Annotated in this window: 14 protein-coding genes; 4 read left to right on the forward strand and 10 right to left on the reverse strand. The window is 74.1% G+C overall.

All coding sequences use genetic code 11. The features are described 5' to 3' along the window. Positions 1-141: 141 nt before the first annotated feature. The 3 genes from ACIG47_RS13065 to ACIG47_RS13075 form a co-directional block, all read right to left on the reverse strand. Positions 142-837 carry a DUF3592 domain-containing protein gene (locus ACIG47_RS13065; RefSeq protein ID WP_397431219.1) on the reverse strand — a complete coding sequence of 232 codons (696 nt, stop codon included), beginning with the start codon at positions 835-837 and terminating at the stop codon, positions 142-144. 101 nt (positions 838-938) lie between these two features. Then, positions 939-2,114, reverse strand: coding sequence for an NUDIX domain-containing protein (locus tag ACIG47_RS13070; protein WP_397431221.1), 1,176 nt, complete (start codon positions 2,112-2,114; stop codon positions 939-941). Between the two features lie 114 nt (positions 2,115-2,228). After that, entirely contained in the window at positions 2,229-2,711 is a 483-nt protein-coding gene (locus tag ACIG47_RS13075) for a CGNR zinc finger domain-containing protein (RefSeq protein ID WP_397431223.1), read from the reverse strand. Positions 2,712-2,794: 83 nt separating this feature from the next. Between ACIG47_RS13075 and ACIG47_RS13080 the strand changes: the two genes are divergently transcribed. Then, positions 2,795-3,670 carry an alpha/beta fold hydrolase gene (locus ACIG47_RS13080; RefSeq protein ID WP_397431225.1) on the forward strand — a complete coding sequence of 292 codons (876 nt, stop codon included), beginning with the start codon at positions 2,795-2,797 and terminating at the stop codon, positions 3,668-3,670. A 54-nt stretch (positions 3,671-3,724) separates the two neighbouring features. On the opposite strand, the gene ACIG47_RS13085 is transcribed toward ACIG47_RS13080, so the two are convergent. The 4 genes from ACIG47_RS13085 to alr are packed head-to-tail and all read right to left on the reverse strand — an operon-like array spanning position 3,725 to position 7,633. After that, entirely contained in the window at positions 3,725-4,420 is a 696-nt protein-coding gene (locus tag ACIG47_RS13085) for a M15 family metallopeptidase (protein ID WP_397411511.1), read from the reverse strand. Next, the gene (locus tag ACIG47_RS13090; RefSeq protein ID WP_397431227.1) at positions 4,417-5,457 is read right to left on the reverse strand and encodes a CapA family protein; all 1,041 of its coding nucleotides are present in this window, start codon (positions 5,455-5,457) and stop codon (positions 4,417-4,419) included. Before ACIG47_RS13090 ends, ACIG47_RS13085 begins: the two co-directional genes overlap by 4 nt. Continuing rightward, entirely contained in the window at positions 5,454-6,470 is a 1,017-nt protein-coding gene (locus ACIG47_RS13095) for a hypothetical protein (RefSeq protein WP_397431229.1), read from the reverse strand. Before ACIG47_RS13095 ends, ACIG47_RS13090 begins: the two co-directional genes overlap by 4 nt. Next, positions 6,467-7,633: an alanine racemase gene (gene alr / locus ACIG47_RS13100; protein WP_397411516.1), complete on the reverse strand. Its 1,167-nt coding sequence runs from the start codon at positions 7,631-7,633 to the stop codon at positions 6,467-6,469. Before alr ends, ACIG47_RS13095 begins: the two co-directional genes overlap by 4 nt. Before the next feature lie 278 nt (positions 7,634-7,911). Here alr and ACIG47_RS13105 point away from each other — a divergent pair, with 278 nt between their 5' ends. The 3 genes from ACIG47_RS13105 to ACIG47_RS13115 all read left to right on the forward strand — a co-directional run bounded on the left by ACIG47_RS13105 (position 7,912) and on the right by ACIG47_RS13115 (position 11,704). After that, positions 7,912-8,991: a D-alanine--D-alanine ligase family protein gene (locus ACIG47_RS13105; RefSeq protein ID WP_397431231.1), complete on the forward strand. Its 1,080-nt coding sequence runs from the start codon at positions 7,912-7,914 to the stop codon at positions 8,989-8,991. Then, the gene (locus ACIG47_RS13110) at positions 8,988-10,154 is read left to right on the forward strand and encodes an acyltransferase family protein (protein ID WP_397431232.1); all 1,167 of its coding nucleotides are present in this window, start codon (positions 8,988-8,990) and stop codon (positions 10,152-10,154) included. Before ACIG47_RS13105 ends, ACIG47_RS13110 begins: the two co-directional genes overlap by 4 nt. Before the next feature lie 224 nt (positions 10,155-10,378). Then, complete coding sequence (locus ACIG47_RS13115; protein ID WP_397431234.1) at positions 10,379-11,704, forward strand: glycoside hydrolase domain-containing protein; 1,326 nt, start codon at positions 10,379-10,381, stop codon at positions 11,702-11,704. A gap of 135 nt (positions 11,705-11,839) precedes the next feature. Here the strand turns inward: ACIG47_RS13115 and ACIG47_RS13120 are convergent, their stop codons facing one another. The 3 genes from ACIG47_RS13120 to ACIG47_RS13130 all read right to left on the reverse strand — a co-directional run bounded on the left by ACIG47_RS13120 (position 11,840) and on the right by ACIG47_RS13130 (position 14,101). Beyond that, positions 11,840-12,607 carry a C40 family peptidase gene (locus ACIG47_RS13120; RefSeq protein WP_397431236.1) on the reverse strand — a complete coding sequence of 256 codons (768 nt, stop codon included), beginning with the start codon at positions 12,605-12,607 and terminating at the stop codon, positions 11,840-11,842. Positions 12,608-12,717: 110 nt separating this feature from the next. Beyond that, a complete protein-coding gene (locus ACIG47_RS13125; RefSeq protein ID WP_397431238.1) occupies positions 12,718-13,248 on the reverse strand; it encodes a hypothetical protein in 531 nt (176 codons plus the stop codon). Positions 13,249-13,330: 82 nt separating this feature from the next. Beyond that, positions 13,331-14,101 (reverse strand): hypothetical protein, encoded by a 771-nt coding sequence (locus tag ACIG47_RS13130; RefSeq protein ID WP_397431239.1) that lies wholly within the window; start codon positions 14,099-14,101, stop codon positions 13,331-13,333. Positions 14,102-14,153: the final 52 nt, after the last annotated feature.

The following is a 14,153-nucleotide window of genomic DNA, read 5'->3' on the forward strand; positions in this document are numbered from 1 at the left end:
ACCGCGACAGTACCGCCGCGCATGTGACGTGCGCCACAAGGTTTCGACGGCTTGACCGAACGGTGACCTGGGCGCACGAGCGCGCCAGGGCCCGCCCGGCACCACCGGCACCGGGCTCAGCCGGGCCATGACCCGCCGGAGTCAGGCCGGGTGCTCGTCCGGCACCCGCTCCAGCACCGCCCGGGCCGGCCGGTCCGCGTCGTACCGCACGGCCACCTCGTCGCCCACCGCGTGCGCGGCGCCCCAGCCGAGCTCGGTGAACGTCTGCTCGCCCGCGAACGGGTGGCGCCAGGTGACGGTGGTCGCGGTGCGCGGGCGGCCGTTCAGCACGACCTTGCCCGCGCGCTCCACCGTGGTCACGGTGCCCGTCGCCCGCTCCCCCGTCCGCGCCAGCCGGTTCCGCGCCGCCGCACGTGACCGGAGAACGACCAGCACGCCGCCCACCGCGCACAGCACCAGGGCCACCAGGCCGAAGACGGTCTCCAGCCAGTACGCGTAGCCCTCCTTGATCCGGGCCTCGTCCGGGGCCGCGGGGTCGTAGAGCACGGTGACCCGTTCCCCGACGTCGTACGCCGGCGGGCTGGTGCCCGTCCTGCCGGTGACGGTGTGCTCCTGCCCGCCCACCTCGTAGGCCACCACGGGGTGGTAGACGGAGCGTGTCCGACCGTCGCCGTCGCGGCTGAGGTCCTCGTCCAGCCCGACGACGACGCCGTCGGCGGGCCGTGCGCTCGCCAGGAACTCCGCGGTGCCGGCCGCCAGGACCCCGGCGGCCGTACCGAACACCGCCCCCATCGCGAGCAGGCCGATGCCGACGAGGAGCAGGATCCGGGATCTCACGGGGGTATCGAACCACGCCGCCGGGCGGGACGCCCCGGGACGCACGGGCGCCCGGACGCCCGGACCAAGGACCCTGCGGCGGCGACGCGCCGGCCGCCGCCTCAGGACTCAGCGACCTCCGCCAGCAGCGCCTCGCGGTTGGCCCGAACGAACGCCTTCAGCGAGGCCGGGACCAGGTTGACGCCGGCGAGCGCCGCGTCGTCGCGCAGGTCGATGTGCTCGACGTCGTAGGTGCCCCGGACCGGCTCCTGGAACTCCGGGCCGGACCGCAGCGCCAGGTCCATCGAGACCAGGCGCGCCAGGAAGTAGTGGTGCACCGCGACGCCCGCGTCCTTGGGCTGCGAGGTGAGGAACACCTGCCGGACGATCTTCGCCGTCGCGCCGAGCTCCTCCAGGAGCTCCCGGTGCAGACCGTCCTCGACCGAGGTGTCGGTGGGCTCCACGCCGCCGCCGGGCGTGACCCAGTACGGCGCCCGGCCCGGGACGGTCCGCCGCATCAGCACGAGCCGGCCGTCCTCGTCGAGCAGGAGGGCCCGGGCACCGCGCCGCACCACCACGGCGGGTACCGCCGCCGGAGCCTCGTCGACCACGGGCGCCTGGCGCAGGTACCCCTCGAACAGGGGGCCGCCGGCCGCGTCCAGGGTGGCCCGGGCCACCTCGACCATCGCGTCGTCGTCGTACCGGGCGGCCACCCAGCGGCCCGCGTATCCCGGGTCCCACGCGCGCAGCTCGCGCAGCAGCCACTTGCCGCCGCCGTCCCACCGCCCGGCTGCCGCCAGGGCGAGGTGCCCGACCCGTTCCCACAGCACCGACCGCACCACGTCCGCCTCGCCGATGTCGCGCGCGTACGCCAGGTCGTCCAGCAGATCGGTGACGCCGTACCGGGCGTCCTCCAGCACCGCCTCCGACGCCGGACCCGGGCCCGCCTCGACCAGCTCGCGGCACTCGGCCTGGAGCCCGGCCACGAGGTCCGGGTCACCCGCCACCGGCACGCCCAGGGCGATCATCCGGGCCAGCGTCGGCTTGCGGCGGGCCGTCTCGTTGGCGATGAACCAGCGGTGCCCGGCCTCCGTGTTCACGAACAGCTCCACGGGCCAGCCCCGCCAGCGGACGGCGTCACGGTGCCCGACGGCGTCGTCCGGCACGCACACCACGATGTCCAGGTCGGAGCCCGCCGTCCGGGACCCGGGGTCGAGCACGCTCCCGCCCAGGAGCGCCCACCGGGCGTCGGGATAACGGCCGGCGATCAGGGCGGCAGCATCAGCGACGGGGTCCACATCCGCCATCCTTGCGCACGATGCCGGACCTACACATTCGTTTCCGTGAACCCCGGCCCTCGGTCTCGTGAACCCCCGTCCACGATCGGACGAACCGTGCCCGTCACGTGCCTGTCACGCCGTGCGCGTGCGCTCGTAGTGGCGGCGGGCCTTCATGCGGTTGCCGCACAGCGCCATCGAGCACCACCGTGCCCGGTTCGGCTTGCTGTGGTCGACGAGAAACCGCGCGCACTCGGTGTTGGCGCACGGGCGCAGACGCCCGGGGCTGTCCCGGCGCACCGCGTCCCAGGCAAGCACGGCCCGGACGGCGGGACGGCGCGCCTCGGCCACGTCGACCTCCCACCCGACGCCGTCGTCCGTGAGGGCCGGGCGCCGCCGGACGCCGTCGAGCAGCGGGGCGAGCGCCGCGACCTGCTGCTCGCCCCGGACCAGCGCCTGGAGCACGCCGCGGGCCTCGGCCGTGGCCCGCCGCTCGGCGGGCGTGCCCGTGCCGCCGCGGGCACGCAGCCACGCCGCGTCCAGCTCGTCGCGCGGTTCGCCGTCGACCACGGGCGTGGTGTTGAGCAGGTCGAGCAGGAACGTCTCGTCGTTCGTCACACCTAACCTCCAAACCTCGCTTGACAGGTTACACGACGGTCTGCTGTGGTTCTAACCATCAAACCAATCGAAAGAGGTTAGAAATGAGCGCCGTCCACCACCGCTGGGCCACCGTCGCCGGACACCGGCTCTTCTACCGGGAGGCCGGTCCCGCCGACGCGCCCGTGATCGTGCTGCTGCACGGGTTCCCGGCGGGCTCGCACATGTTCCGCGAGCTGATCCCCCGGCTCGCGGACCGGTACCACGTCATCGCCCCCGACCACCTCGGGTTCGGCCTGTCCGACGCCCCGCCGGCCGACCAGGTCGACTACACGTTCGACCTGCTCACGGACCTGACCCAGGGGTTGCTGGCGCAGCTCGGCGTCAGGCGGTTCGCGATCTACGTGCAGGACTACGGCGCCCCCGTCGGCTGGCGCCTCGCGCTGCGCGACCCGGGGTCCGTCACCGCGATCGTCACCCAGAGCGGCAACGGCTACGAGGAGGGCTTCGTCGAGGAGTTCTGGCGCCCCGTCCGGGACTACTGGCGCGAGCGGACGCCGGAGACCGAGGCCGGGGTGCGCGGCGCACTCACCCTGGAGGCGATCCGCTGGCAGTACCTGACGGGCGAGCCCGACCCCACGCTCGTCAGCCCGGACACGTGGCACCACGACCACGCGCTGGTGTCCCGCCCGGGCAACGACGCGGTGCAGCTCGCCCTGTTCGGCGACTACGCGAGCAACCCGCCCCTGTACCCGCGGCTGCACGCCTACCTGCGCGAGAGCGGCGTGCCGGTGCTCGCGGTGTGGGGCCGGGGCGACGAGATCTTCGCGCCCGCCGGCGCGGAGGCGTTCGCGCGGGACGCGCACGACGCGGAGGTCCACCTGCTCGACGGCGGGCACTTCCTGCTGGAGAGCGCCGGCGCCGAGGTGGCGGACCTGATGCGGGACTTCCTGGGGCGCCGGCTCACCCCGGCGTCCTGACCGGCCGCCGTCGTCGGGGACGGCGGCCTCGCCGTCCGGACGACGGCGTGTCCGTCAGGACGGCGGCGTCGCCGGCCCGTAGAGCGCCGCGGGCGCGCCGGTCACGAGCGCCCAGTACCGGTCGCCGTAGGACCAGTGCCACCACTCGGTCGGGTAGTTGACCATCCCGGCCGAGCCCAGGGCGTGGGCCAGCACGCCCCGCAGCGCCCGGGCCTCGGGCGAGATGTCCGGCGCGTCGAAGTAGCAGCGGCCCCCGGACTGCTCCGGCGTCGCGTCGATCGGGGTGCCCATGTCGAGGGGACCGTCGGCGTCGGCCAGCGTGAGGTCCGTGGCGGCGCCCGCCACGTGCGGCGCCACGGCGATCGGCGAGACGAAGCGGCTGGTCAGGATCTCGAGCCGGTCGGCGTCGATGCCCGGGTGCTCGGCGGTCACCTCGGCGGCGTAGGTGTCGATGATGCGCTGCTGGTCGTCCGGGTGCCGGTGTCCCTCGACGACCTCCAGGTGCAGCCCGTCCGGCAGGAGGCCCTGCGCCCGCCGCAGCCGGGTGGCGACGCTCGCGCGGACCAGGGCGCCGGCCGGGCCGAAGCTCTCGTCGAGCACCACCAGGGGCTCGTCGGACTCCTCGACCGGGATCCGGGACACGCGCGAGTCGGACAGCAGGACGATCTCGCCGTCGCCCCCGGGTGCGGGGAGCGTCGCGACGCGCGGCGTCTCCTGGCCCGAGGGAGCGGCGGGCAGGCTGGAGGTCATGAGACTCCTGACAGGTCGGTGCAGGCGCGGAGCCCGTCGTAGTTGTGCCGGGCCAGGTCGGCCCGCCAGCCGGTGAGCACCTCGGGCTGTCCGGTGCTCGTCATCACCGTCGGGACGAACTCGGAGTCGACCACCTCGCGCCCCTGCACGGTCAGCCGCAGCACCCCGGCCCGGGCGCTGTACGGCTCGTCCAGCCCCTCGCTGTACCAGAGGAAGTTGCCCAGCCCGTAGGCCACGTAGGCCCCGTCGAGGTAGCCCGCGCCCTGGAGCACGTGGGCGTGCGAGCCCACGATGATGTCGGCGCCCGCGTCGACCAGGCCGCGGGCGAACTCGGCCTGGCGGCCGGTCGGGCAGGCGTCGTACTCGGCGCCCCAGTGCGGCAGCACGACCACGAGGTCGCTGTCCGCCCGCGCCTCACGCACCGCCGCGTAGGCCCGCTCGGTGTCGAACGCCATCGCCATGCCGGCCCGGTCCGGGGTGGCCGCCCACTCCTCGGCGAGGTCGTCGACCTGGCTGAACGCGAGGATCGCGACGTCGACGCCCTGGACGGTCCGGTGCACGGCCGCGTACGCCGCGTCGGCGTCGGGCCCCACCCCGACGGTGGTCAGCCCGCCCGCGGCGGCCTTGCGCACGGTGTCGGCCAGACCGGGCAGCCCGTAGTCCATGGTGTGGTTGTTGGCCAGGCTGACCACGTCGACGCCCGCCGCCGTCAGCGCGGGCACCGCGGCGTCGGGCGCCCGGAAGAGGTAGTTCTTGTCCTCGGGCACGCCCCGGGACGTGATCGGGGTCTCCAGGTTGAGCAGGGTGAGGTCGCCGTCCGAGAGCTCGTCGGCCACCGGGCCGAACGCGGTGTCCGGGTCGTCCAGCAGCTCGGCCACGCGGTCCTCGAAGTGCGCGTCCCCCGCGAACGTCAGGGTGATCTCGGGCGGTTCAGCGGGTTCCGTGCCTGCCGACGCCGTGGCGCAGCCCGCCAGGGCCAGCAGCGTGGCACCCGCCACGAGCGCGGCCGCCGGACGGGCGGTCCGTCGTGCGGTCATCGGTCCACCTCCGAGAGAACGGGCGCGGGGCCCGGGACGGTGGGCGCCGAGCCCGCGCCGCCGCGCGGCCGCAGGCGCCGGGCCACCACCTCCACGAGCGCCGTGGCCACCACGCCGCACAGCACGACGACGGCGGTGAGCACCAGCGGCTCCAGCACCGCCACGGCGTACTGCGCGCCCTGCCCCACGTACCCGAGCCGGGCCAGCGCCGCGTGGTCCACGAGCGCGAGCACCGGGATCTGCACCAGGTAGATCGCCACGGCGGCGGTGCCCACCCGGGTCAGCCCGCGGTGGCCGAACCGGCCCGCGGAGATCCGCGCGACCAGGGTCAGGGCGAACGGCAGCACCGCGAGCCCCGCCACCACGACGGCCAGGTCGTCGGGGAAGCGCGGGACGCCGAGCACCGAGGCGCCCACGAGGGCGACGGCCCCGCGCTGCACCAGCGCCCGCCGGTCGGCCGTCTCCGCGAGGCGGTCGGCCACCGCACCCAGCCGCAGGCCGGCCAGCAGGAAGACCAGGAAGGTGACCGCCGGGGTCAGCAGCGTGAGCGCGGCGAGGCCCGCGACCACGACGGCCGTCGGCAGCCGCCAGGTCAGTCGCGCCACGAGGGGGGCCAGGGCGAGCGACCAGAGCAGCGAGTACTCGGGCGGGGGCAGCAGCACGAGCGGGACGATCTCGGGCAGGCCCCGGGCCGGGATGCCGGTGAAGCCGGAGTTGAACTGGCGCAGCACGACGAGCGTGAACCCCAGCCACGCGACGTGCGCCACGAGCAGCGGCAGCGTCCAGCCGAGCAGCAGGCGCCGCCAGCTCCCGATGGCCGGCTGCTCCACCGCCCGGCCCAGCGAGGTGAGCAGCAGCGGCAGCCCGAGCACGCCCAGGACGGCGCCCAGCCACCACCACACGACGGGGACGGGCAGGTCGATCACCCACGCCACCTGCAGGTAGTGACGCTCGACGAGGAAGGCGGCGACGACGGCGACCACGCCGACGGCCGCGCTGGCGGTCCGGGTCACTGCTGCGGCTCGTATCGCCGGGGCACGCGCTGGCCGATGCCGGTCAGGATGTCGTTCGTGTTGGTGCCCGCCCAGCGCGCCCAGTCGTGCACCGTGGGCTCGCCGTGGTCCCCGGGGCCGAACATGACGGCCACGTCGCCCGCACGCACGGGCAGGTCGCCGACGTCGAGCACCACCTGGTCCATGGCCACCCGGCCCGCGACCGGGCAGCGCACCCCGTTGAGCTGGAACTCCGCCACGCCGGCCGCCTGCCGCGGGACGCCGTCGGCGAACCCGAGCGGCACGAGCGCGAGGGTGGTCTCGGCGCTGGTCACGTAGTCGAGGCCGTAGTTGACCCCGGTGCCCGCCGGGACGCGCTTGGTGAGCACCACCTGGGCGCGCACCGTCATCGCGGGGCGCAGGCCGTGGCTCACCCCGGCCACGGGCTCGACGCCGTACAGGCCGATGCCCACCCGCTGGAGGTCGAACCGGCTCTCCGGCAGGCGCAGCGCCGCCGCGGAGTTGGCCACGTGCACGATCTCCGGGTCGAGCCCTGCGTCGGCCGCGAGCCGGCGTGCGACGTCGAAGGACAGGAGCTGCTCCGGGAGCCCGTTCATCTCCGGCTCCTCGGCGCTGGCCAGGTGCGACCAGATGCCGCGCACCCGCACCGCACCCTCCCGGTGCAGCAGGCTGGCGCGCTCGAAGAGCGGCTGCCAGTCCTCGGCGCGGGCACCGCCGCGGGACATGCCCGTGTCGAGCTTGAGGTGCACGTTCGCGACGTGCAGGGTGGCCCGCGCCGCCTCGGCGACCGTCTCCAGCGCCTCGGTGGTGGCCACCGACACGTCGATCCCGGCCAGGAGCACCTTCTCGAAGGTCTCGGTCGGCGGGTACAGCCAGACCAGCATGGGGGCGGTGATGCCGTCGGCCCGCAGGGCGAGCGCCTCGGTGGGGCTGGACACGCCCAGCCAGGTGGCGCCGCCTGCCAGGGCGGCCTTCGCCGCCCGGGTCGCGCCGTGGCCGAACCCGTTGGCCTTGACGATCGCCATGACGTCGGCCCCGGTGCGGGAGACGAAGGTGCGCGCGTTGTGCGCGATGGCGTCCAGGTCGACCACCGCCTCCGCCATCACGTCCATCGGCCGGGAGATCGCGTCCGTCGCCCGAGGCGGGGAGGTCGGTACTTGCACGGCGGCACCCTTCCGGAGGTTTCTGCTCACACTCCAGTCCGTTCAGTGTTCGTCGCAGTGATCAGACGGGGAGCAGGTGCCCGATCTTCGGTGTCAGCGAGAGTCACAGAGTCTAGGGTATTTTCTCCGGTGAGCCGTGAACCGGGCAGTACGTCGCCTTGAGGTCGAGCGGTGCCTTGCACGAGGATCCGGGCCCGGGGCGCCCACGCGCGCCCCGTCGTGCGCGGCCGCCGAGGCCGTGGTCGCGTGACCGGACATGTCCCGAGATTGAGAGACCGATGCCGAGAAGAACCCGTGTCGTCGTGCTGTTCGGCGGACGCAACACCGAGCACGAGGTCTCGTGCCGCTCCGCCGCCAGCGTGGTGCAGCACCTCGATCGCAACCGCTACGAGGTGGTGCCGATCCGCATCACGACCACGGGGCACTGGGTGGTGGGCACGGACGCCGGACCGGCCGACGTGGACGACGCCGCCCTGCGGGCGATGACGCCGGAGCCCGCCGTGCTGCCCAGCGTGGTGGAGAGTCTCGCGCGCGCCATCGACGCGGTGCGCGACGCCGACGTGGTGCTGCCGATCCTGCACGGGCCGTTCGGGGAGGACGGCACGGTGCAGAGCGTGCTGGAGCTCGCCGGCGTCCCCTACATGGGCAGCGGCGTGCTCGCGAGCGCCACGAGCATGGACAAGGACTTCACCAAGCGGGTGCTCTCGACGCGCGGCATCCCCGTCGCGCCGGGTGCGGTGCTGCGGACGGCGGACGACGAGCTGTCGCCGCAGGACATGGAGCGCATCGGCCTGCCCGCCTTCGTCAAGCCGTCGCGCGGCGGCTCCAGCGTGGGCGTGACCCGCCTGGACGACTGGGCCCAGCTCCCGGCCGCGCTGGAGACGGCGCGCGAGAGCGACACCAAGGTGCTGGTCGAGGCGGCCGTCCCCGGGCGGGAGATCGACCTCGGCGTGCTGGAGCTCCCGGACGGCCGGCTGCTGACCAGCCCGCCCCTGGAGATCAAGGTGGTCGACGACCACGGCTGGTTCGACTACGAGGCCAAGTACGAGGCGGGCCACACCGACTTCGTGGTGCCGGCCGACCTGGACCCGCGCATCGGCGACCAGCTCGCCGCCGTGGCGGTCGAGGTGTTCCGCGAGCTGGGCTGCTCCGGCCTGCTCCGCGTGGACTTCTTCCTGCCCGAGGTGGACGGCGAGGTGGTCCCCACGGTCAACGAGGTGAACACCATCCCGGGCCTGACCTCCATGTCGCAGTTCCCGCGGATGTGGAAGGCCGTGGGCACCGAGTACCCGGAGCTGCTGGACATCCTGATCGACACGGCGCGGGCACGGGGGCCGGTCCCCGCCATCCTGTCGTGAGCGCACCGAGCAGCGCGGCACAGACCGTCCCGATCCCGGTGGTGGCGCCCGCGGCGGCCAAGAAGCCGCGGGCCGGCTGGGCCGACGTCGCCAAGGGTGTCTGCATCCTGCTCGTCGTGCTGTGGCACGTGATCATGAAGATGTACCTGGCGATCGACTGGCACCTGCCGGTGCCGCTGCCGGGCCTGTGGGGTGCGTTCGGCGACATGCTGCTGCCGCTGCGCATGCCGGTGTTCTTCATGATCTCCGGCATGTTCGCGCTGTCGGCGACGGCGCGGCCGTGGTCGGTGGTGGCGCGCAGCCGGATCGCGCGGTTCTACTACCTCTACCTGCTGTGGTTCGTGGTGCACACCACGGTGCTGTCGATGGTCCCGGACTTCGACACGCTGTCCGCCCGCAACGCCCTGGACGTGCTGGAGCAGATCACCATCACGCCCACCAACCTCTGGTACCTCCTGGCGCTGGCGGTGTACTTCGTCATCGCCAAGGTGACCCGGAAGCTGCCGACGTGGGCCGTGCTCGTGCCGGCGCTGGCCCTGTCGGCGATCGCCTCGGCGGGCCTGCTGGACGCGCCCGGCAACCGCGGCCAGCTCTACCAGAACCTGTTCTTCTTCCTGCTCGGCCTCCGGTTCCGGCCCCTGGTCGAGCGCTGGGCCCAGGTGACCAAGCTCTGGCACCTCCTGGTGGGCGGGGCCGTCTACGTCGTGCTCATGGTGGCCATCCAGGTGCTGGACGCCAAGTACGTGTTCGGCGTGTGGCCGGCGATCTGCCTGTTCGCGGTGGCCCTCGGCGTCGCCGCCGCCGTCCAGCTCGACCGTCTGCGCCGGGTGGGCCCGCTGCTCGCCCGGCTCGGGCAGCAGACGCTGCCGATCTACGTGATGCACATGCCGCTGCTGGCGCTGGTGGCGGCGGCCCTGGTGGGCCCGTTCTCCGCGGCGGGCACCGGCGTGCAGCTCGTGCTGGCGGTGGTGCTGCCGATCGTGCTGGTGGCACTGCTGGTCAGCGTCTGCCTCACGCTGCACTCGTGGCTGATGGACGCGGGCGCGACCTGGCTCTTCGACCTGCCGACCTTCGGTCGGGCGGGTCGTGGCGGGTCTCCCGCCGTCACGGCGGGCACGCCGGCACCGGTGGCTGCCGGCCCTGGTGCCCCGCGTCCGTCCTGAACGGAAACGCTCACCACGCTCGGCGGCGACCTCCTGCGTGAGGTGCGCCGCCGAGCGGTGGGACCGGGTTGCTCGGGTCCTGGCCACCGGCCAGGCATGTCGAGGAGACGTCCCGGGACGCAAGACCAACGTCCCGCGCATCCGGGCCGTCCGTCCCTGCCCCGACGGCGGCGGACGGCGCACCCTGCGGTCAGGTGACCTGATCCGTCTCCCGGAGGTGCGCCATGTCCGTCACCCGCACGTTCGTCCGAGCGCTGGCCGTGCTCGGCGGCAGCCTGGCGCTCGTCCTGGCCGGGTTCACGGCCCCGGCGTCGGCCGAGCCCGAGACGCCGATCGTCTACCCGTCCGGCTCGACCGTGACCCGCGCGAACCGCCTCGGCTTCGACGCGTGCACCGCACCGTCGCTCGCCACGCTGAACGCGTGGAAGGGCACGTCGCCCTACACGGCGGTGAACATGTACTTCGGCGGCAACAACCGCGGCTGCGCGCAGCCGAACCTGACCGCCGCGTGGGTGCGGAACGCGACCGTGGCGGGGTGGCGGCTGCTGCCCACCTACTTCGGGTACCAGCCGTCGTGCATGTTCGGCGACAAGCCGAACCGCTACTACCCGTCCAACGCCACCGCCCGGGGAAACTCGGACGCGGCGGACGCCGTCGCCAAGGCCCAGGACCTCGGCCTGCTGCCGGGCAGCGGCCTGTACGCCGACGTCGAGCACTACGACCGCACCGACTCCGGCTGCCGTACCGCGGTGCGGCGGTACGTCTCGGCGTGGACGAAGTCCCTGCACGCGGCGGGCTACGTGGCCGGCGTCTACGTGCACCAGGACTCGGGGCTGCGTGACCTGTCCGAGTCGTACAACTGGACCTCCTACGCCCGCCCGGACGCGGTGTGGATGGCCCGGTGGGACGGCAACAGCTCCCTGACCGGCTGGCCGACGGCGCCGAACTGGCAGTGGGGTGCCGCCCAGCGCGCCAAGCAGTTCCAGGGCGACCACAAAGAGACGTGGGGCGGCGTCACGATCAACGTGGACTCCGACGCGATCAAGGCCCCGGTGGCATCGGTCGCCCGCGCCTACGAGGTGACGAGCAGCAGCGCGCTGACGGCGCGTTCGGGACCGCGCACCACCGCCACCGCCGTACGCACCTATGCCCCGGGCGCCACGCTCCCCGTGGTGTGCCAGACCACCGGGCAGCAGGTCGGCACGACGACGGTGTGGAACCGGCTCACCACGGGCGCGTGGGTCACGGACTACTTCGTCTCCACGCCGTCGAACACGGGCTTCTCCCCCGGGGTGCCGCGCTGCACCTATCCCGGGCAGGTGAGCACGGACTCGCTCAACGCCCGGACGGGACCCGGGGCGTCGTACCCGACCACGGGCAGCCCGCTGCGGCGGGGGGCGCTGGCGGCGGTGATGTGCCAGAAGTCGGGCAGCCGGGTGGGGACGACGTCGGTGTGGGACCGGCTGGCCGACGGGCGGTGGGTGAGCGACTACTACGTGTCGAACCGGTCGAACACGAGCTGGAGCGTGCCGGTGCCGCGGTGCTGGTGAGGGGTTCTGTGCCGAGGCGGCCACGGCTCTGGGCAGGGCCGGGGTGTCGGTGCGGCGACGCCGTCGTCGAACGCGGCTGCGGCGTCCGGGTTGCTCGGGTGAGGGGCGGACGTCGTGCCCGCCCCTCACGCGGGGTCAGAGCACGCGGATGAACGTCGGGTTGGACTGCCAGATCTGCGTGTACCGGACGGTCTGGCCCGGGACGGGCGCCTCGATCTGCATGCCGTCGCCGGCGTAGATCGCGATGTGCCCGGGCGACCAGATCAGGTCGCCCGGCTGCGCGTCGGACCAGGACACCACGGGGCCGGCGTACCGCTGCTCGGACGACGTCCGGGGCAGGTCGATGCCGACCTGGGCGTACACGTAGGACGTGAACCCGGAGCAGTCCATGCCCGCGGGCGTCGAACCGCCCCACACGTAGGGCACGCCGAGGTACCGCATGCCGATGGACACCACGGCGGCGCCCGCCGCCTTGGCCTCAGCGGCCGCCTGCGCCTCGGCCTCGGCGGCGAGCTCCGCCTGGTACGCCTCGTTCTCGGCCGCGGAGACCACCGAGACGGCCGCGCTCTCGACCTTCAGCTCCGCGTCGGTGGCGACCGTGACGACGGGTGCGGCGGCGACGGCCTGCTTGGCCTGGTCGGCCAGGGCGTTGATGTCCGCCGTGTTGAGAGCGCCCTGGACGGGGCTGCCGGCCAGTTCCGTGGCCGGGGCGGCGTGGGCCGGCGCCGCGACCAGGGAGAGCAGCACGCCGGAACCGGCCGCGGCCACCACGGCCGTGCGGCCGGCGATCGCGCCGGCCTGCTCGGTGGCGGCTCGGGCGACGTCGGCCAGGAGGGGGCGGCGCGCCGCCCGGTGACGACCCCGGCCGTTCGCGGCCGGGTGGGGGTTGAAGCTGGGCTCCATGAAGGCTGGGACCTTTCGGATCGGGGTAGAACCACAGGCGCGACCTGGGATCAGGGCGCGCGGGACCGGCCGACACCGGGTGTGGGGGTGGCGTCGGCGGGTGGGGTGGTCTACGTCCGGGAGACCCCGAGGGCGTGGAGCGACGGGGCGGCCGAGAGGACGGCGTAACCGGTCGCGCGGGCCTGGTGAGGTGCCGGGGCGGGCAGCAGCCAGCGTGGGGCGGGGTTGGTCGCCGCGGTCACGTCGAGGGCGAGGGACGCCGTCCGCTCGTAGCGGGCGGAGGTCGGGCGGTCCTCGGCGCAGTCGCTGGGGTCGTGGCCGTGGCCGTGGTGGCCGGGCGTCGTTCCGTGGTGGGCGGCGGGTGGCGCGTGGTGGGCCCTGGTGTGCTGGGCGGCCGTCGTGTGCTGGGCGGACGTCGCGTGGTGGCTCGACATCACGGGCTGGCTCGACGTCGCCGGCTGGCTCGACGTCGCGTGGTGCGCGACGGAGGTGGCCGGGTGGGCGTGTCCCGCGTCGGGGTGGATGCCGCACAGCACCTGGACGGCCAGGACGGTGAGCACGAAGGTCATGACCGCCAGGACGCCCGTGATCTCTCGCCGGGGCGCGGCGAGCATCGGGCGGGGGTGGCGTGTCGGGTTCATTCCAAGCGGAAGGGTAACGGAACGGAGTCGGTGGTGGGTGGTGTCACGGTGATGACGGTGGGCGGTGCGGTCGGGTAGCGGCTCAGCCCTCCTGCCAGCCCCGAACGCGGTGCACGACGGCGGTCTTCGGGTAGCTGCCGCCCGGCGAGCCGATCTCGAACAGGTCGACCATGAGGAACAGCGGGTACCGCGGGCTCTGCGGGATGCGGCGCAGCACCGTGCCCTCGCAGCCGATCACGGTCTCCCCCGCACCCCAGATCGCCGTCCATGTGTGGGGCCGGGTCGCGTCGAAGGGCAGCTCGACCTCGGTCATGTCGGTGGTCAGGCCCGGGTCGTTGTGCGCCTTGAGGCCGGTGCGGGCCGTGGTGGTCGCGCCGATCGCGGCGGCGTCGATCTCGACGACGCAGACCTCGCCGGACGCGCGCTCGTCGTCGTGCTCGGTGCCCACGAGCCAGGCGGCCAGCATGCAGCCCGGGTCGGTGCTCGCGCTGACCGTCAGGTCGACCCGTCCGGCCGACGGTGCCCAGAGCAGGCGGGTCGGCGTCGCCGTGCGGACCACGAGGCCGTCGTCCCGGTGCCGGTGGGTGCCCCTCGGCGAGCCGACGGGACCCGAGAACGTACCGGTCTGCAGGTTGGAGACGCGCAGCGGGGCGTCCTCGGGGCGCCAGTCCGGCTGGTCGGCCTCGATGCGGAGCTCCAGGCCGTCCGGGGTCGTGCGGTAGCGCGCGGCGGAGCGGTCGGGGGTGGTCCAGTGCGGGAGGTAGTGCGGCACCCAGAGCGCGGGGTCGGGGCCGGCGGCGAAGTCGTCGTCGACGTCGGGGGCGCGGTGGGGTGGGGCGGGTAGCGGGGTCATGTGGTTCATCCTCCCGAACCCATCCTCCCCGAACAGGGCCGTGCCAAGCTGT

The sequence above is a fragment of the Promicromonospora sp. NPDC052451 genome (assembly GCF_044547525.1).
Classification (GTDB): Bacteria; Actinomycetota; Actinomycetes; order Actinomycetales; family Cellulomonadaceae; genus Promicromonospora.

Bases quoted from the DNA above. Each gene is read 5' to 3' on its own strand.
- ACIG47_RS13090 (WP_397431227.1), bottom strand. From the start codon at position 5,457: ATGACCGCACGACGGACCGCCCGTCCGGCGGCCGCGCTCGTGGCGGGT.
- ACIG47_RS13080 (WP_397431225.1), top strand. From the start codon at position 2,795: ATGAGCGCCGTCCACCACCGCTGGGCCACCGTCGCCGGACACCGGCTC.
- ACIG47_RS13120 (WP_397431236.1), bottom strand. From the start codon at position 12,607: ATGGAGCCCAGCTTCAACCCCCACCCGGCCGCGAACGGCCGGGGTCGT.
- ACIG47_RS13125 (WP_397431238.1), bottom strand. From the start codon at position 13,248: ATGAACCCGACACGCCACCCCCGCCCGATGCTCGCCGCGCCCCGGCGA.
- ACIG47_RS13105 (WP_397431231.1), top strand. From the start codon at position 7,912: ATGCCGAGAAGAACCCGTGTCGTCGTGCTGTTCGGCGGACGCAACACC.
- ACIG47_RS13085 (WP_397411511.1), bottom strand. From the start codon at position 4,420: ATGACCTCCAGCCTGCCCGCCGCTCCCTCGGGCCAGGAGACGCCGCGC.
- ACIG47_RS13115 (WP_397431234.1), top strand. From the start codon at position 10,379: ATGTCCGTCACCCGCACGTTCGTCCGAGCGCTGGCCGTGCTCGGCGGC.
- ACIG47_RS13130 (WP_397431239.1), bottom strand. From the start codon at position 14,101: ATGACCCCGCTACCCGCCCCACCCCACCGCGCCCCCGACGTCGACGAC.